The following is a 14,441-nucleotide window of genomic DNA, read 5'->3' as shown; positions in this document are numbered from 1 at the left end:
ACGGCCGGCCTGCGCCACGGCCGACGCCGCCGAATGGCGACATCGGTCTATTGAGCCTTTCACAGCCTGCGAAATCAAGACGCCAATGGCGCTTTGGCCCGAATCGGCAAGCAACCACCGCCGACGTGAGCCGTCGACAGCCCGGATTTCCTTAGCCGGCGAACACACGCTTGGGACGGAACTCCCCCCCGCCGATCTCGCCGATCGCCACCAGCTTGCCGCGCGCCGTGGCGTAAGCCTCGTCGGCGGACACCGGCGCATCGCGACCGCGCAGGATGATGGGGTTGCCCATGCGCAGCCGATGGGCCTGGTCGTCGTTGATAACGATCTGCGGCAGGCTGGAGAGCGCCTCACCGGTATCGATCAGATAGGCGTCCAGTGCGGCGAGCCGCTCGGCCTCGTCCTCGATCTCTTCCAGCGCCGTCAGCGCCGACAGCGGCACCATCGTGTCCTCGCCGAAGGGAGCCACATAGGTGCGCCGCAGCTCGGAAATGTGCCCGAAACAGCCGAGGTCGCGGCCGAAGTCGCGGGCGAGCGCCCGCACATAGGTGCCCTTGCCGCACTCCACCTCGAACCGTGCGGTGTTCGCATCCGGGCAGCCCAGAAGGGTCAGGCGGTGGATCTCGACCTCGCGCGAGGGAATTTCAACCGTCTCGCCATCGCGTGCGATGTCGTAGGCGCGCTCGCCGTCAATCTTGATCGCCGAGAACTGCGGCGGCACCTGCTGGATGACGCCGGTGTAGCCGGGCAGCAGGGCCTTGATGGCCTCGGGCACGGGACGGATCTCCGACGACCGCGTCACGTCGCCTTCGAGATCGTCGGTAGCCCGCTCTTCGCCCCAGGTGACAGTGAACTCGTAGATCTTGCGTCCGTCCATGACGTAGGGAACGGTCTTCGTCGCATCGCCAAGCGCGATCGGCAGCATGCCGGAGGCGAGCGGATCGAGCGTGCCGGCATGCCCGGCCTTCTGCGCCTTGAACAGCCACTTGATCTTGGAGACGGCCTCGGTGGAGCCGAAGTCGAACGGCTTGTCGAGAATCAGCCAGCCCGAAATCGGGCGGCCTTTCGGTTTGCGGGGTCTGGACATCGTTTCTTCTATTTATTCTTCGCCGGTTTCGTCGAGGTCGCGTGCAACCTCGGGGGAGCGCAAAAGCTCATCGATCTTCTTGTAGTTGTCGAAGCTCGTGTCATCGCGGAAGCGCACGTCGGGCATGTACTTCATCTGCCTGAGCTGCGGGCCGAGCCGGCCGCGGATGAACTTGGCGTTGCGGTTCAGCGCATCGATGACGGCTGCGTGGTCGGGAACGCCGAGCGGCGTCACATAAGCCGTCGCATGCTTCAGATCGGGTGACATGCGCACTTCCGAAATGGAAATGACGGTCTTCTCGATCAACGGATCGCGCACTTCGCCGCGCTGCAGTACCTGGGTGATCGCAGCGCGAACCTGTTCGCCGACGCGCAGCATTCGCTGCGAGGGCGCGGAGGACGTTGCTCTGGTCATTGTCGTTACCTTCAAAAAAATGCGAGCGCCGAAACCCTCCGGCGCCCGCATGACAACTGCCTGATCGAGCCGTTACAGCGTGCGCGTAACATGCTCCACGCGGAAGCACTCGATCGTGTCGCCTGCGCGGATGTCCTCGTAGTTCTCGAAAGCCATGCCGCATTCCTGGCCGGACTGGACTTCGGAGACTTCGTCCTTGAAGCGCTTGAGCGTCTTGAGCTTGCCTTCGTGGATGACGACGTTGTCGCGAACCAGGCGGACGCCCGCCCCACGCTCGACCTTGCCTTCCGTGACGCGGCAACCCGCAACCTTGCCGACCTTGGTGATGTTGAACACCTCCAGGATCTCGGCATTGCCGAGGAAGGTCTCGCGCCGTTCCGGCGACAGCAGGCCCGACATAGCCGCCTTCACGTCATCCACCAGATCGTAGATGATGTTGTAGTAGCGGATTTCGATACCCTGGCGCTCGGCGAGGCTGCGGGCCTGCGAATTGGCACGGACGTTGAAGCCGATGATCGCGGCATTCGAGGCTTCCGCCAACGAGATGTCGGACTCGGTGATGCCGCCTGCCCCAGAATGGACGATGCGGGCACGGACTTCGTCCGTTCCGAGCTTTTCCAGCGCACCGGCGATCGCTTCAATCGAACCCTGCACGTCGCCCTTGATGACCAGCGGGAACTCCTTCATGCCGGAGGTCTGGAGCTGGGTCATCATCTGCTCGAGCGAGCCGCGCGAGCCGGACTGGCGGGCCACCTGCTTCTCGCGGGCGAGGCGCTGGCGGTACTCGGAGATCTCGCGGGCGCGGCTTTCGTTCTCGACGACGGCGAACTTGTCGCCCGCAGCCGGCGTGCCCGAAAGACCGAGAACCTCGACCGGCAGGGACGGGCCTGCGGACTTAACATGCTCGCCCTTGTCGGTAACAAGCGCGCGCACGCGGCCCCACTGGTCGCCGGCGACGATGATCTGGCCGGGCGTCAGCGTGCCCTTCTGGACGAGGACGGTGGCAACCGCACCGCGACCACGGTCGAGTTCGGCCTCGACGACGACGCCTTCGGCGGTCCGGTTCGGATTGGCCTTGAGATCGAGGATTTCCGACTGCAGCAGGATCGCCTCGAGCAGCTTGTCGAGGTTGGTGCCGTTCTTCGCCGATACCTCGACGTCGAGCACCTCGCCGCCCATGGATTCGACGAACACCTCGTGCTGGAGGAGCTGCGTGCGAACGCGCTGGGCGTCGGCGGTCGGCTTGTCGATCTTGTTGATCGCCACGATGATCGGAACGCCCGCAGCCTTGGCATGGTTGATGGACTCGATCGTCTGCGGCATGACGCTGTCGTCGGCCGCGACCACGAGGATCGCGATGTCGGTCGCCTGCGCACCGCGGGCACGCATCGCCGTAAACGCGGCGTGACCGGGCGTGTCGATGAAGGTGATCTTGTTGCCGTCGTGTTCGACCTGGTAGGCGCCGATGTGCTGGGTGATGCCACCGGCTTCGCCGGCGACGACGTTGGCATGGCGGATCGCGTCGAGCAGCGAGGTCTTGCCGTGGTCGACGTGGCCCATGATCGTGACGATCGGCGGACGCGGCTGCAGCTCGGCCTCTTCGTCGGCAACGTTGAAGATGCCTTCTTCGACATCGGATTCCGACACACGCTTGACGGTGTGGCCGAATTCGCCGGCGATGAGTTCAGCCAGATCGGCGTCGATCAGATCGCCCGGCTTCATCATCTGGCCTTCCTTCATCAGGAACTTGATGACGTCCACGGCGCGCTCGGACATGCGCTGCGACAGCTCCTGAATGGTGATGGTCTCGGGCAACACGACTTCGCGCGAAATCTTTTCACGCGTTTCCTGCATCATGGAGCGCTTGAACTTCTCCTGACGGCGGCGCATCGCAGCCATCGAGCGACCGCGCGTCGAGCCGTCTTCGTCGGATGAAGCAGTCGTCAGCGTCAGCTTGCCCTGGCGGCGGCCTTCGTCGCCCTTCGGACGAGCCGGAACCTTTGCCGGCTCGGGACGCGTGACCTTGCCGCGCACGGGCGCGCCGGCACCGCGGGGGCCGCGGCTGTCATCCTGCTCCGTCTCACGGCGTCCGCGGACTGCGCCTGCCGGCGCGGGAGCCGACGGTGCGGCGGGCCGGGCAACGGCCGGACGGGGTGCAGCAGCGGGCGCTGATTCCTGCCGTGCGACCGCAGCAGCCACAGGCTCGGCCTCGGGTTCGCCGCGCGCTTCGGCCGCGGCCTTGCGCTCGGCTTCTTCCTTTTCGCGCTGAATTCGGGCCTCTTCCTCGGCCTTGCGGCGGGCCTCTTCCTCGACCTTGCGGCGGGCTTCCTCCTCGGCACGACGACGGGCGTCCTCGGCCTCGCGCACCTGCGCATCGGCGAGCGCCCTGCGGCGAGCCTCAATCTCATCCGGAGAAAGCTGGTTCAGCACGACGCCTACACGCGGCCGCTGCGGCTCCTGGCGCGGCGGGGGCGCCGAAACCGGCTGCTGGCGCACGGGCGACTGCTCGGCAACGCGCGGAGCAGACGTCACCGGCTGGATCGGCGGACGTTCGTCCTCCGGCCGCGACGGACGGCGCTTGCGGGTCTCGACCACGACGGCCTTCGTGCGGCCACGGCCCATGTCCTGACGCACTGTACCCTGCTGAACCCCCGAGGGTTTCAGGGTCAGCGTCTTCTTGCCCGCTACGCTGATCGTCTTGTCGTCTTTGTTGTCGGTCATTCCGTATCCGTTCCGTTGGATCAGAGCCGGATGCGCAACACCAGACCCTGTCGTTCAATTCCTGTCGCCCGACGCGCTTGATGCCGGTTTCGGCCGGTCACCCGCGTCATCGCTTTGGCTGGCGAGCGTCGCCCTGCGCCCGACCCGAGCCATCGCCACGGTACATTTCGAGCATGATTGCGCGCTTCACTACACCCTCACCCGCCTGCCCTGCAAGCGCGCAAGCATGGATAAAAGCATTCTGGCCCAAAAGCCCTTCCATTTCGCCCTGCGAAAGCAGGCGGTAGGAAGGAATTTCGCTTTCCTCGTCAGCGGCGAACATGTATGCCCTCCGCGCCTGATCTATCTTCCTGACGCCGTCGGCAGCCGCATCGGTGGCGTGGAACACCGCCAGCGCCGCCCCGCTGCGCACCGCCTTGTCGACATTGGCGCCGCCGGTGACGAACTGACCGGCCTTGCGGGCAAGGTTCATCATCCCCGCCAGCTGCCCCATCAAAAGCCGGTCGACCTCGGCAGCGAGGTCCGCCGAAGCCTTCACCTCGGCCTTCAGCGCGCGTGCGAACAGCTTCTTCGCCACCGCCTTCTCGACCAGCGAACGCTCGGCCTTCACCCAGCAGCCGCGTCCCGGCAGCTGCCGCTTCAGATCAGCGACGACACTGCCGTCGGGACCGGCGACGAAGCGGATCAGCGCATCGGGATCGCCGCTCTCGCGGGTCACGATGCACATGCGGCCGTTTTCGCCGTCGTCCTTCTTTCTGCTCTCGGGCAACGGCTTCTCCGGCTGCTGCGTTCCAGTCTCATTTCCGCCTCTCGCAGAGCCGGAAACGCTCCATCATCTTCGTCCCTGCGATACCGGGAGCGGCGATCAAACGCCGCTGCCGGAACCGCTATTGAGAGGGATGCCGCTCAGGCGTCCTGCTCCGCACCTTCGACAACTTCGACCGGGGCGTCCTCGGCGGCGAGATCGGCCTCGGTGATCCAGCCGGCGGCCAGGCGAGCCTGAACGATCATCGCCTCGGCTTCGGCGCGCGAAACGTCAAACTTCGAGAACAGACCCTCGAACTTCTTCGTCTCGCCGTCCTTGCGCTCCGACCAGCCTACGAGATCGTCCGCGGCGCAACCGGCGAAGTCCTCGACGGTCTTGATCCCGTCCTCGCCGAGCGCGACCAGCATCTGCGATGTCAGGCCGTCGATCTGGCGCAGTTCGTCGGCAACGCCGAGTTCCTTGCGCTTGGCGTCCAGTTCCGCCTCGAGGCGGTCGAGATATTCGCGGGCGCGGGTCTGGATCTCGGTCGCCGTGTCCTCGTCGAAGCCATCGATCGAGGCGATTTCGTCGAGATCGACGTAAGCCAGTTCCTCGACGGCGGCAAAGCCTTCGGATGCGAGCACCTGGCCGACCATCTCGTCGACATCGAGTGCATCCATGAAGAGATTGGTCCGCTCGTTGAATTCCTTCTGGCGACGTTCGCTTTCTTCCTGCTCGGTGAGAATGTCGATGTCCCAGCCGGTCAGCTGCGAGGCGAGACGCACGTTCTGGCCGCGGCGACCGATCGCAAGCGACAGCTGCTCATCCGGAACGACCACTTCGATGCGCTCGGCGTCCTCGTCGAGAACGACCTTGGCGACTTCGGCCGGCTGAAGGGCGTTGACGATGAAGGAAGCGGGGTCCTGCGACCACGGAATGATATCGATCTTCTCGCCCTGCAGCTCGCCGACGACGGCCTGGACGCGCGAACCGCGCATACCGACGCAGGCGCCGACCGGATCGATGGAGCTGTCGTTGGAGATGACGGCGATCTTGGCGCGCGAACCCGGGTCACGCGCAACCGACTTGATCTGGATGATGCCGTCGTAGATTTCCGGAACTTCCATAGTGAACAGCTTCACCATGAACTGCGGATGGGTGCGCGACAGGAAAATCTGCGGGCCGCGCTGCTCGCGACGGACGTCGTAAACGAAGGCCCGAACGCGATCGCCGTAGCGCATGTTCTCGCGCGGGATCATCTCGTCGCGGCGGATGATGCCTTCGCCACGGCCGAGATCGACGATGACGTTGCCGTACTCGACGCGCTTGACCGTGCCGTTGACGATCTCGCCGACGCGATCCTTGTATTCGTCGAACTGACGGTCACGCTCGGCCTCGCGCACCTTCTGCACGATCACCTGCTTGGCCGACTGGGCGGCGATACGGCCGAAATCCATCGGCGGCAGCGGGTCGGCGATGAAATCGCCGAGCTTGGCGTCCGGGTTGCGGTCGCGCGCCAGTTCCAGAGGGATCTGGGTGGAGTAGTCCTCGGCGTGCTCGACGACCTCCAGCAGGCGCTGCAGGCGGATCTCGCCGGTCTTGGAATTGATGTCGGCGCGGATGTTCGATTCCGAGCCATACCGCGAACGGGCGGCCTTCTGGATGGCGTCGGCCATCGCAGCCAGAACGATTTCGCGATCGATGACCTTTTCGCGGGCCACGGCATCCGCGATCTGCAGAAGTTCGAGCCGGTTAGCACTGACTGCCATTGTCTCAAGTCTCCGTTGTCACGCCGGACGCTTCCGCCGGCCATGGGGAGCGGCGCGCCGCTCCGGTTCCGTCCTGTTCACCGCAACTGCCCGGGTCCTGCCCTTTGGTCGCGGCGCACTCGTTGTTCACTCTTCGTCTTCGCCGTTCTGGTTCGCCGCTTCCGCCTTGGCGGCCTTGTCGGCGCGCAGGGCATCACGGATCAGATCGTCGGTCAGGATCAGCTTCGCCTCGGCCAGCGCCGAGAACGGGATCACCACGGTCGGTTCCTCGCCGTAGGCCGGCTGATCGCGCTCGACTTTGAAACCGTCCGCATCGCTGGATACGATCTTGCCGCGAAAACGCTTGCGACCATCGACGAGGATCGACGTCTCGCACTTGACGAGATGACCCTGCCAACGCGCGAAATCCGACTTGCGGACCATCGGGCGATCGATACCCGGCGACGAAACCTCGAGATGATACGCCTTGTCGACCGGATCCTCAACGTCGAGGACCGGCGAGACGGCCATCGAGACGGCCTCGCAATCCTCAACCGTCATCGTGCCGTCGTTGCGCTCGCACATGATCTGCATCGTCAGGCCGTTCTGCGCCGACATGCGCACGCGCACCAAGCGATAGCCCAACTGTTCGAGCGTAGGCTCGATGATGTCGGCAACGCGCCGGTCGAGACCCGTCTCAACGATCAGCCGCGGTTCGTTCTGAATTTCAGTCATAATCGCTTTCTCCACCCGGGCAAGGCGCCGGCGGCAATCGAAGCCGCGCGGCCCGACGGGGCGTCGTCCAGTGTGCGCCTGACCGGGGCAATAAAAAAGAGCGGGTCCTCGCGGGGCCCACTCTTCATCAAACCGATCAAGAATTTGAGCCTGATATATACGCGATCGGACCGGATTGCAAGGTCGGGCGGCGGGAAGCCCGCCGAGCTGTCAAAATTGCAGGGTTCGCACATGGTTCATCTTGCCGCAGGCGCCGTCCTGGCTATCCTGTCGCGCAACGACGAACAAGAACAGTGAGAATGAGCAGTGCCCGACCGCAAATCCCCGCTTGCGCCCTTCAGGCACAAAACTTTCCGGCTCATCTGGGCGGCGAGCCTGGTCTCCAACTTCGGCGGCTTGGTGCAGTCGGTCGGGGCCGCCTGGATGATGGCGTCCATCTCCAGCTCGGCCAACATGGTGGCGCTGGTGCAGGCCTCGACCTCGCTGCCGATCATGCTGTTTTCGCTGATTTCCGGGGCCCTTGCCGACAGTTTCGACCGTCGCCGCATCATGCTGACGGCGCAGTTCTTCATGCTTGTCGTGTCGCTGACGCTGACGCTCTGTGCCTGGTGGGGACTGATCACGCCGTGGCTTTTGCTGTTCTTCACCTTCCTGATCGGCTGCGGGACGGCCCTCAACAACCCGGCATGGCAGGCCTCCGTCGGCGATATGGTACCGCGCGAGGATCTTCCGGCCGCCGTGGCGCTGAACTCGATGGGCTTCAACATCACCCGAAGCGTCGGCCCGGCCGTCGGCGGCGCAATCGTGGCGGCAGCCGGTGCGGCAGCGGCCTTTGCCGCCAATGCCTGCAGCTATTTCGCCCTCATCTTCGCGCTGTTGCGCTGGAAGCCGGTGGTGCCGGAAAATCCGCTTCCGCGAGAGACGTTCGGCCGGGCGATCTCCGCCGGACTGCGCTACGTGTCCATGTCGCCCAACATCGGCAAGGTGCTGTTGCGCGGCTTCGCCTTCGGCCTTTCGAGCAGCGCCATCCTGGCGCTGCTGCCGCTGGTCGCCCGCGATCTGGTCGCCGGCGGACCTCTGACATACGGCATCCTGCTCGGCTGCTTCGGCGTCGGCGCGATCGGCGGAGCGCTGACCAGCGCCTGGGCGCGCGAGCGCTTTACCAGCGAAGCGATCGTACGCTTCGCCTTCGCAGGCTTTGCGGCAAGCGCGACGATCACGGCCACCAGCAGCTACGCCGTGATCACGGGACCCGCACTGTTTATCGCAGGCTCCTGCTGGGTGCTGGCGCTGTCGCTCTTCAACACGACCGTGCAGCTTTCGACGCCACGCTGGGTCGTCGCCCGCGCGCTGTCGCTGTACCAGACCACCACCTTCGGCGGCATCGCGGCTGGCAGCTGGCTCTGGGGTGCGGTGGCAGACGGACAGGGTGCCACTAACGCGCTCCTCTGGGCGGCCGCCGCCATGCTCGTCGGCGGCGCGCTCGGGCTGCGCTATGGTCTGCCGCAGTTCGAATCGCTCAACCTCGATCCGCTCAACCGCTTCAGCGAGCCGGATCTGCCGCTCGACCTGAAGCCCCGCAGCGGTCCCATCGTCGTCCTCATCGACTACGAGATCGCGGAAGAGGACATCCAGGCCTTCCTGACGGCCATGACGGAACGGCGGCGCATTCGCATCCGGGATGGCGCGGGGCAATGGACGCTGATGCGCGATCTCGAAAATCCGACCGTCTGGACCGAGACGTACCACGTGCCGACATGGATCGAATATGTCCGCCACAACCAGCGGCGCACGCAGGCCGATGCCGAGAACGGCGATCTTCTTCGCGCGCTGCATCGGGGCGACGAGCCGCCGCGGGTCCACCGGATGATCGAACGGCAGACGATCCTGCCGACCGAATACGAGCGTTACAAGCAGGTGGAGATGCACCACTGACAGTAGAGCTGCCGGATCCGACGCACCATTCCTCGCTCCAAAGCGGCTTTCAGCTTAGTCTTCAGACTGCACGGCGCGAGAACAGGAAGCCGGACGGTTCAGCGCAGCTTCGTCTTCAGGGACGCGTCGGGATAGCAGGTCGGCTGTAGCCCGGCTTTTGCCTGCCAGGCACCGAGAGAGCGTCGGGTCTTGTAGCCGGGCAATCCGTCAACCTTGCCGACGTCGTAGCCCTTGGCGACCAGTGCCTTCTGCATCGAAAGCACGTCCGAGCGCAGCATCTTGCCCACATCGCCCCACGCGCCAGTGAACGATCCGCTGCCATAGGCGATCCGATCGGCGAGATTGCCGATGTAGAGCGCATAGAGGTCGGAATTGTTGTACTCCTTGATCACGTAGAAGTTGGGCGTGACGATGAATTCCGGGCCGTGGGTGCCAGCCGGGACCAGCATCATGCCGGAGGCGCCGGCCTCACTGCGGGCGAACGGCTTGCCGGACACCCGCTCGATGCCGGCGGCCGACCACTGGCTGATCGGCTTTGCCAGGTCCGGCCCTTCCTGGGCGCAGGAAACGCCATCGGGGATGCGTACCTCAAATCCCCAGCTGCGGCCCTGCTCCCAACCCTTCTGGCGCAGGTAGTTGGCGATGGAGGCAAGGCTGTCCGGCACGGAATTCCAGATGTCGCGCACACCGTCGCCGTCGAAGTCGACGGCATATTTCAGGTAGCTCGTCGGCATGAACTGCGGCTGCCCCATGGCGCCGGCCCACGACCCCTTCAGCTGGGCCGGGGTACGGTCGCCACCGTCGACGATATGGAGCGCGGCGATCAGTTCGCGACGGAACATGTCCTTGCGGGTCGACATGAAGGCCTTGGTTGCCAGCACCTCGATCGCCGGATGGGGAATGTCGGCGCGGCCGAAGCCCGATTCGCGTCCCCACACGGCGAGGACGATCTCGCCGGGGACGCCATAGGCCTGCTCCACCTTGCGCAAGGTCGCCGCATGGGTCTTGGCCAGCGTTCTTCCGCTGGCGGCAAGCCCCTGCAGTCGCTTCTCGGAGAAATAGGCGCCGGGTGAGGAAAACTCGGCCTGACTCTGCTTCTGATCCCTCTTCGGCCTGGATCCGGGCGGCACGAGATCGGGCAGGTCCCAGTTCAGGCTGATGCCCTGGAACGCCGCCGCGAATGCCTTCTGCGACACGCCGGCCTGGCTGGCCTCCGGCCAGAGGTCCTTCTGGAGCCAGGCCTGGAACTGGCGCTCGACGTCGGTCCGGCTCTGGGCGAAGGTCGGCAAAGGAAGTGCGGCCACGAGCAGCGCCAGCACGGCGGCGCGCGCCTTCCCTGTCCGCGATCCCGCCGCCGGCGCCTTGGCCCTCGGGTGAGGCGGGTGGCCTGCAGGCCTGATGTGGTCGCGTGTTCGCATCGCCGCTCCTTAGGTCAAATCGTCGTACGCGCCCTGAGCGCTGCCGTCAGGGTACCTTCGTCGAGATAGTCCAGCTCGCCGCCGACAGGCACGCCATGGGCAAGGCGGGTGATCTTGATGTCCAGCCCCTGCAACTGGTCGGTGATGTAGTGCGCGGTGGTCTGGCCCTCTACGGTGGCGTTGACGGCGATGATCAGCTCACGGACGCCGCCTTCCGACACGCGGTTGATGAGGCCGCGGATATTGAGATCATCGGGGCCGACGCCATCCAGCGGAGAAAGCGTGCCGCCAAGCACATGATAGGCGGCGTTCATCGCGCCGGCGCGCTCAAGCGCCCAGAGATCGGAGACGTCCTCGACGACGATGATGACCGAGCGGTCGCGCCGCTCGTCGGTGCAGACCGTGCAGGGATCGACGGTGTCGACATTGCCGCAGCAGGTACAGATCCGCACCTTGCGATGTGCCTCGCCCATGGCGTCGGCCAGCGGCCCGAGCAGCTGATCCTTCTTCTTGACCAGATGCAGCGCGGCGCGGCGGGCGGAACGCGGTCCGAGCCCCGGCACCTTGGCCAGGAGCTGGATGAGTTTTTCGATTTCGGGTCCGGTGACTCGTTTTGCCATGGCCGGTTTCTATCCCATATCCTCAAGAAACGGAATCCATGCCGCACACAGGGAACAATCGATGAAGATCCTTGCCGTATGCACCGGCGTCGCCCGCCCGGTCCCCGGAAAGAGCTACAAGTCCGGCATTTTCAAGGCGCCGTCCGACGCGCCGATCATGGTCGACCGGGAAGGATTGATCGGGGATGCGATCTGCAACCGCCGGCATCACGGCGGTCCGGAACAGGCGATCTACGGCCTCGGATCGATCGACCTGGACTGGTGGTCTGACGAACTCGGCCGCACCATCCACCCCGGCACGTTCGGCGAGAATGTTGTCATCGAGGCCATCGACAGTCGCAGCATCTGCGTCGGCGACCGGTTCGAGACGGAAAGCGCGCTCCTGGAGGTGACTTCGACGCGCGTTCCCTGCGCTACGCTCGCCGTGCGCATGGGCGATCCCGGCTTCGCCAGGCGCTTCATGAATGCAGCCCGACCGGGATTTTATTGCCGCGTACTGCGTGACGGCATCATCCAGGCCGGGGACGAAGCGACATATGCACCGTTCCAAGGCCCGGCCGTCACCATGCCGGAACTGTTGCGAACTTACGGCAGGAACCTGTCCGACGCCGATCGCGCACGCTATCTGGCAACGCCCATCAGCGACAAGCTGCGCGCCGCGCTGACCGGCTGACCAGCGGGCGCGATCAACGTTGCCACGCCTGCGTGACAACGGCGCCTCCGGCTGGCGAGTGGCTGGCGAAACGTGACGCCCCGCCTTTCGGTAGGGATCAGAACGGCAGCTTGAAGCCCGGCGGGATCGGCAGGCCGGCGGTCAGCGCCTTGGTCTTTTCAGCGGCCAGCGCCTCGGCCTTGTCCTTGGCGTCCTTGTGAGCGGCCACGATAAGGTCTTCCAGGATCTCGACATCGTCTTCCTTGAAGAGCGAAGGATCGATCTTCAGCCCGTGCAGGTTGCCCTTGCCGTCCAGCGTGACGGTGACGAGACCACCGCCGGACGTGCCGTCGACGGAGAGCGCAGCGATTTCCTCCTGCATCTTCTCCATCTTGGCCTGCATTTCCTTGACCTTGCCCATCATGCCCATGATGTCGCGCATCGGCCGCTCCTTCCGTTCTTCTCGCTGAATTGCATCAAAACTCGATGTCGTCGCCGGGCAGGATATCGCCCTCGGCAGATTCTGCCACTGCGGCGACCTCGACCGTCTCGTTCTCGACCTCCGGCGGCTTGATCCGCACGTCGGTGATCTTCGCGCCCGGAAAACGCTGCAGAATGGCTGCCACGTCCGGGTCCTGACGCGCGTCGGCGACACGCGCCTCCTGCGCCTTGGCTTCGGCTTCGGCCAGCGTCAGGCCGCCGGCCTCGCGCGAAACGATGACCATCCAGCGGATGCCCGTCCATTCCTCCAGGCGGCGCTGCAGGTCGCCCACAAGCGACTTCGGCGCATCGTCCGCAAGGCCGATCTCGGCGCGTCCCGGCTCGAACTTCACCGGCCGGACGAAATTGCGAAGCAGCGCCCGAAGGCGGATGTCGCGGTTCTTCGTGCAGAGCTCGGAAATATCCTCAAGCGAGGCGACCGGCACCTTCGGCACCGGTGCGGCCTCAGCCGGTTGCGGAGAGGGCTGGATCGTCGCCTGCGGCTGCTGGTCGCCAGCCGGCACCGCCCGCAGCATGGTCGCACCGCCACCCGAGCGCATGCTCGGCTGCTCGGCACTGCGCGAGACTGCGGAAACGGACGTGGGCGCGGGCGCGGCGCCGGAATAGGCCGGCCCGGACGACGGGCGCTGGCCATTTCCGTTGCCGCCGCCGTTGGCCAGCTCAGCAAGGCGCCGCGCGGCGTCTTCCGGCGAAGGAAGGTGGGCCGCATGCGCCAGCCGGATCAGCACCATTTCCGCCGCCCCGGCGGGGCGGCTGGAGGATTCCGTCTCCGGTATCCCCTTCAGCAGCATCTGCCAGATGCGCGACAGCGCGGTCACTGCCACGCTCTGCGCCAGCTCGGCGCCGCGCACGCGCTCGATTTCGCTCAGCGACTGATCGCCTGCCGCATCGGGCACATATTTCATTCGCGTCACGAGATGGGTGAAATCGGCAAGGTCCGTCAGCACGACCGGCGGGCTGGCGCCGGCCTCGTACTGCGCCTGGAACTCGGCCAGCGCGGCCGCGACGTCGCCGCGGATGACGTGCGTGAAGAGATCGACGATACGGGCGCGGTCGGCAAGGCCCAGCATGGACCGCACGGCAGCCGCCTCGACGACCCCGCCGCCATGGGCGATCGCCTGGTCGAGCAGCGACAGGCCGTCACGCGCGGAGCCTTCGGCGGCGCGCGCGATCATGGCGAGCGCGTCGGGCTCGGCCTGCACGCCTTCCTTTCCGAGGATGGTGCCGAAAAGCCCGACGAGATCGGTGGCGGCGATGCGGCGCAGGTCGAAACGCTGGCAGCGCGATAGCACCGTAATCGGCACCTTACGGATTTCCGTCGTGGCGAAGATGAACTTCACATGCTCCGGCGGCTCCTCGAGCGTCTTCAGCAGGCCGTTGAAGGCCTGCGTCGAAAGCATGTGCACTTCGTCGATGATGTAGACCTTGTAGCGCGCCGAGACCGGGCGGTAGCGCACCTGCTCGATGATCTCGCGAATGTCGTCGATGCCGGTGTGCGAGGCGGCATCCATCTCGATCACATCGACATGCCGGCCTTCCATGATCGCCTGGCAATGCTCGCCCGGCACCCTCAGGTCGATGGTGGGGCGGTCGATCTCGGCGGTCTTGTAGTTCAGCGCGCGGGCCAGGATGCGGGCGGTCGTCGTCTTGCCGACACCGCGAACGCCTGTCAGCATATAGGCCTGCGCGATGCGGCCGGTTTCAAAGGCGTTGGTCAGTGTGCGGACCATCGGCTCCTGACCGACCATCAGGTCCGTGAAATCCTTGGGGCGGTACTTGCGCGCCAGAACCCGGTATGCGGCGGGTTTCTCACCTGACGGAAGTGGAGTGTCGTCGCTCATCGCCCCTGCCGCATCGCTTGAAAA

At 65.4% G+C, this 14,441-nt stretch carries 12 protein-coding genes; 2 read left to right on the top strand and 10 right to left on the bottom strand.

Going from position 1 to position 14,441, the window contains the following annotated elements; genetic code table 11:
* Window positions 1-151: 151 nt before the first annotated feature.
* From truB to rimP, 6 genes are all read right to left on the bottom strand, one after another.
* Window positions 152-1,087, bottom strand: coding sequence for a tRNA pseudouridine(55) synthase TruB (gene truB / locus CRO48_RS13940; protein ID WP_097140263.1), 936 nt, complete (start codon window positions 1,085-1,087; stop codon window positions 152-154).
* Window positions 1,088-1,099: 12 nt separating this feature from the next.
* Entirely contained in the window at window positions 1,100-1,501 is a 402-nt protein-coding gene (gene rbfA, locus CRO48_RS13935; RefSeq protein ID WP_097140522.1) for a 30S ribosome-binding factor RbfA, read from the bottom strand.
* Between the two features lie 72 nt (window positions 1,502-1,573).
* Complete coding sequence (gene infB, locus CRO48_RS13930; protein ID WP_097140260.1) at window positions 1,574-4,222, bottom strand: translation initiation factor IF-2; 2,649 nt, start codon at window positions 4,220-4,222, stop codon at window positions 1,574-1,576.
* A 106-nt stretch (window positions 4,223-4,328) separates the two neighbouring features.
* Window positions 4,329-4,991, bottom strand: coding sequence for an RNA-binding protein (locus CRO48_RS13925; protein WP_245423524.1), 663 nt, complete (start codon window positions 4,989-4,991; stop codon window positions 4,329-4,331).
* Between the two features lie 137 nt (window positions 4,992-5,128).
* A complete protein-coding gene (nusA, locus tag CRO48_RS13920; protein ID WP_097140258.1) occupies window positions 5,129-6,736 on the bottom strand; it encodes a transcription termination factor NusA in 1,608 nt (535 codons plus the stop codon).
* Between the two features lie 126 nt (window positions 6,737-6,862).
* Complete coding sequence (gene rimP / locus CRO48_RS13915) at window positions 6,863-7,450, bottom strand: ribosome maturation factor RimP (RefSeq protein WP_097140256.1); 588 nt, start codon at window positions 7,448-7,450, stop codon at window positions 6,863-6,865.
* A 306-nt stretch (window positions 7,451-7,756) separates the two neighbouring features.
* Here rimP and CRO48_RS13905 point away from each other — a divergent pair, with 306 nt between their 5' ends.
* On the top strand, window positions 7,757-9,385 hold the full coding sequence (locus CRO48_RS13905) for an MFS transporter (RefSeq protein WP_097140252.1): 1,629 nt from the start codon (window positions 7,757-7,759) through the stop codon (window positions 9,383-9,385).
* A gap of 98 nt (window positions 9,386-9,483) precedes the next feature.
* Here CRO48_RS13905 and CRO48_RS13900 read toward each other — a convergent pair whose 3' ends face one another.
* Together CRO48_RS13900 and recR are read right to left on the bottom strand one after the other, a co-directional pair.
* Entirely contained in the window at window positions 9,484-10,803 is a 1,320-nt protein-coding gene (locus CRO48_RS13900) for a lytic murein transglycosylase (protein ID WP_097140250.1), read from the bottom strand.
* 14 nt (window positions 10,804-10,817) lie between these two features.
* Window positions 10,818-11,423 (bottom strand): recombination mediator RecR, encoded by a 606-nt coding sequence (gene recR, locus CRO48_RS13895; RefSeq protein ID WP_097140248.1) that lies wholly within the window; start codon window positions 11,421-11,423, stop codon window positions 10,818-10,820.
* 61 nt (window positions 11,424-11,484) lie between these two features.
* Between recR and CRO48_RS13890 the strand changes: the two genes are divergently transcribed.
* A complete protein-coding gene (locus CRO48_RS13890; protein ID WP_097140245.1) occupies window positions 11,485-12,096 on the top strand; it encodes an MOSC domain-containing protein in 612 nt (203 codons plus the stop codon).
* Window positions 12,097-12,193: 97 nt separating this feature from the next.
* Here the strand turns inward: CRO48_RS13890 and CRO48_RS13885 are convergent, their stop codons facing one another.
* Together CRO48_RS13885 and CRO48_RS13880 are read right to left on the bottom strand one after the other, a co-directional pair.
* Complete coding sequence (locus CRO48_RS13885) at window positions 12,194-12,517, bottom strand: YbaB/EbfC family nucleoid-associated protein (protein WP_097140243.1); 324 nt, start codon at window positions 12,515-12,517, stop codon at window positions 12,194-12,196.
* Window positions 12,518-12,551: 34 nt separating this feature from the next.
* Entirely contained in the window at window positions 12,552-14,417 is a 1,866-nt protein-coding gene (locus tag CRO48_RS13880; RefSeq protein ID WP_097140241.1) for a DNA polymerase III subunit gamma/tau, read from the bottom strand.
* Window positions 14,418-14,441: the final 24 nt, after the last annotated feature.

It is taken from the genome of Rhizobium subbaraonis, from assembly GCF_900220975.1.
Classification (GTDB): domain Bacteria; phylum Pseudomonadota; class Alphaproteobacteria; order Rhizobiales; family Rhizobiaceae; genus Mycoplana; species Mycoplana subbaraonis.
Note: the sequence above shows the minus strand (reverse complement) of the source record. Positions and strands in the feature narration are given on the sequence as shown.

What these genes read in the sequence shown, in the direction of transcription:
- CRO48_RS13885 (WP_097140243.1), bottom strand. Translation starts at nt 12,517, where the DNA reads ATGCGCGACATCATGGGCATGATGGGCAAGGTCAAGGAAATGCAGGCC.
- rbfA (WP_097140522.1), bottom strand. Translation starts at nt 1,501, where the DNA reads ATGACCAGAGCAACGTCCTCCGCGCCCTCGCAGCGAATGCTGCGCGTC.
- CRO48_RS13880 (WP_097140241.1), bottom strand. Translation starts at nt 14,417, where the DNA reads ATGAGCGACGACACTCCACTTCCGTCAGGTGAGAAACCCGCCGCATAC.
- nusA (WP_097140258.1), bottom strand. Translation starts at nt 6,736, where the DNA reads ATGGCAGTCAGTGCTAACCGGCTCGAACTTCTGCAGATCGCGGATGCC.
- truB (WP_097140263.1), bottom strand. Translation starts at nt 1,087, where the DNA reads ATGTCCAGACCCCGCAAACCGAAAGGCCGCCCGATTTCGGGCTGGCTG.
- rimP (WP_097140256.1), bottom strand. Translation starts at nt 7,450, where the DNA reads ATGACTGAAATTCAGAACGAACCGCGGCTGATCGTTGAGACGGGTCTC.
- CRO48_RS13900 (WP_097140250.1), bottom strand. Translation starts at nt 10,803, where the DNA reads ATGCGAACACGCGACCACATCAGGCCTGCAGGCCACCCGCCTCACCCG.
- CRO48_RS13890 (WP_097140245.1), top strand. Translation starts at nt 11,485, where the DNA reads ATGAAGATCCTTGCCGTATGCACCGGCGTCGCCCGCCCGGTCCCCGGA.
- infB (WP_097140260.1), bottom strand. Translation starts at nt 4,222, where the DNA reads ATGACCGACAACAAAGACGACAAGACGATCAGCGTAGCGGGCAAGAAG.
- recR (WP_097140248.1), bottom strand. Translation starts at nt 11,423, where the DNA reads ATGGCAAAACGAGTCACCGGACCCGAAATCGAAAAACTCATCCAGCTC.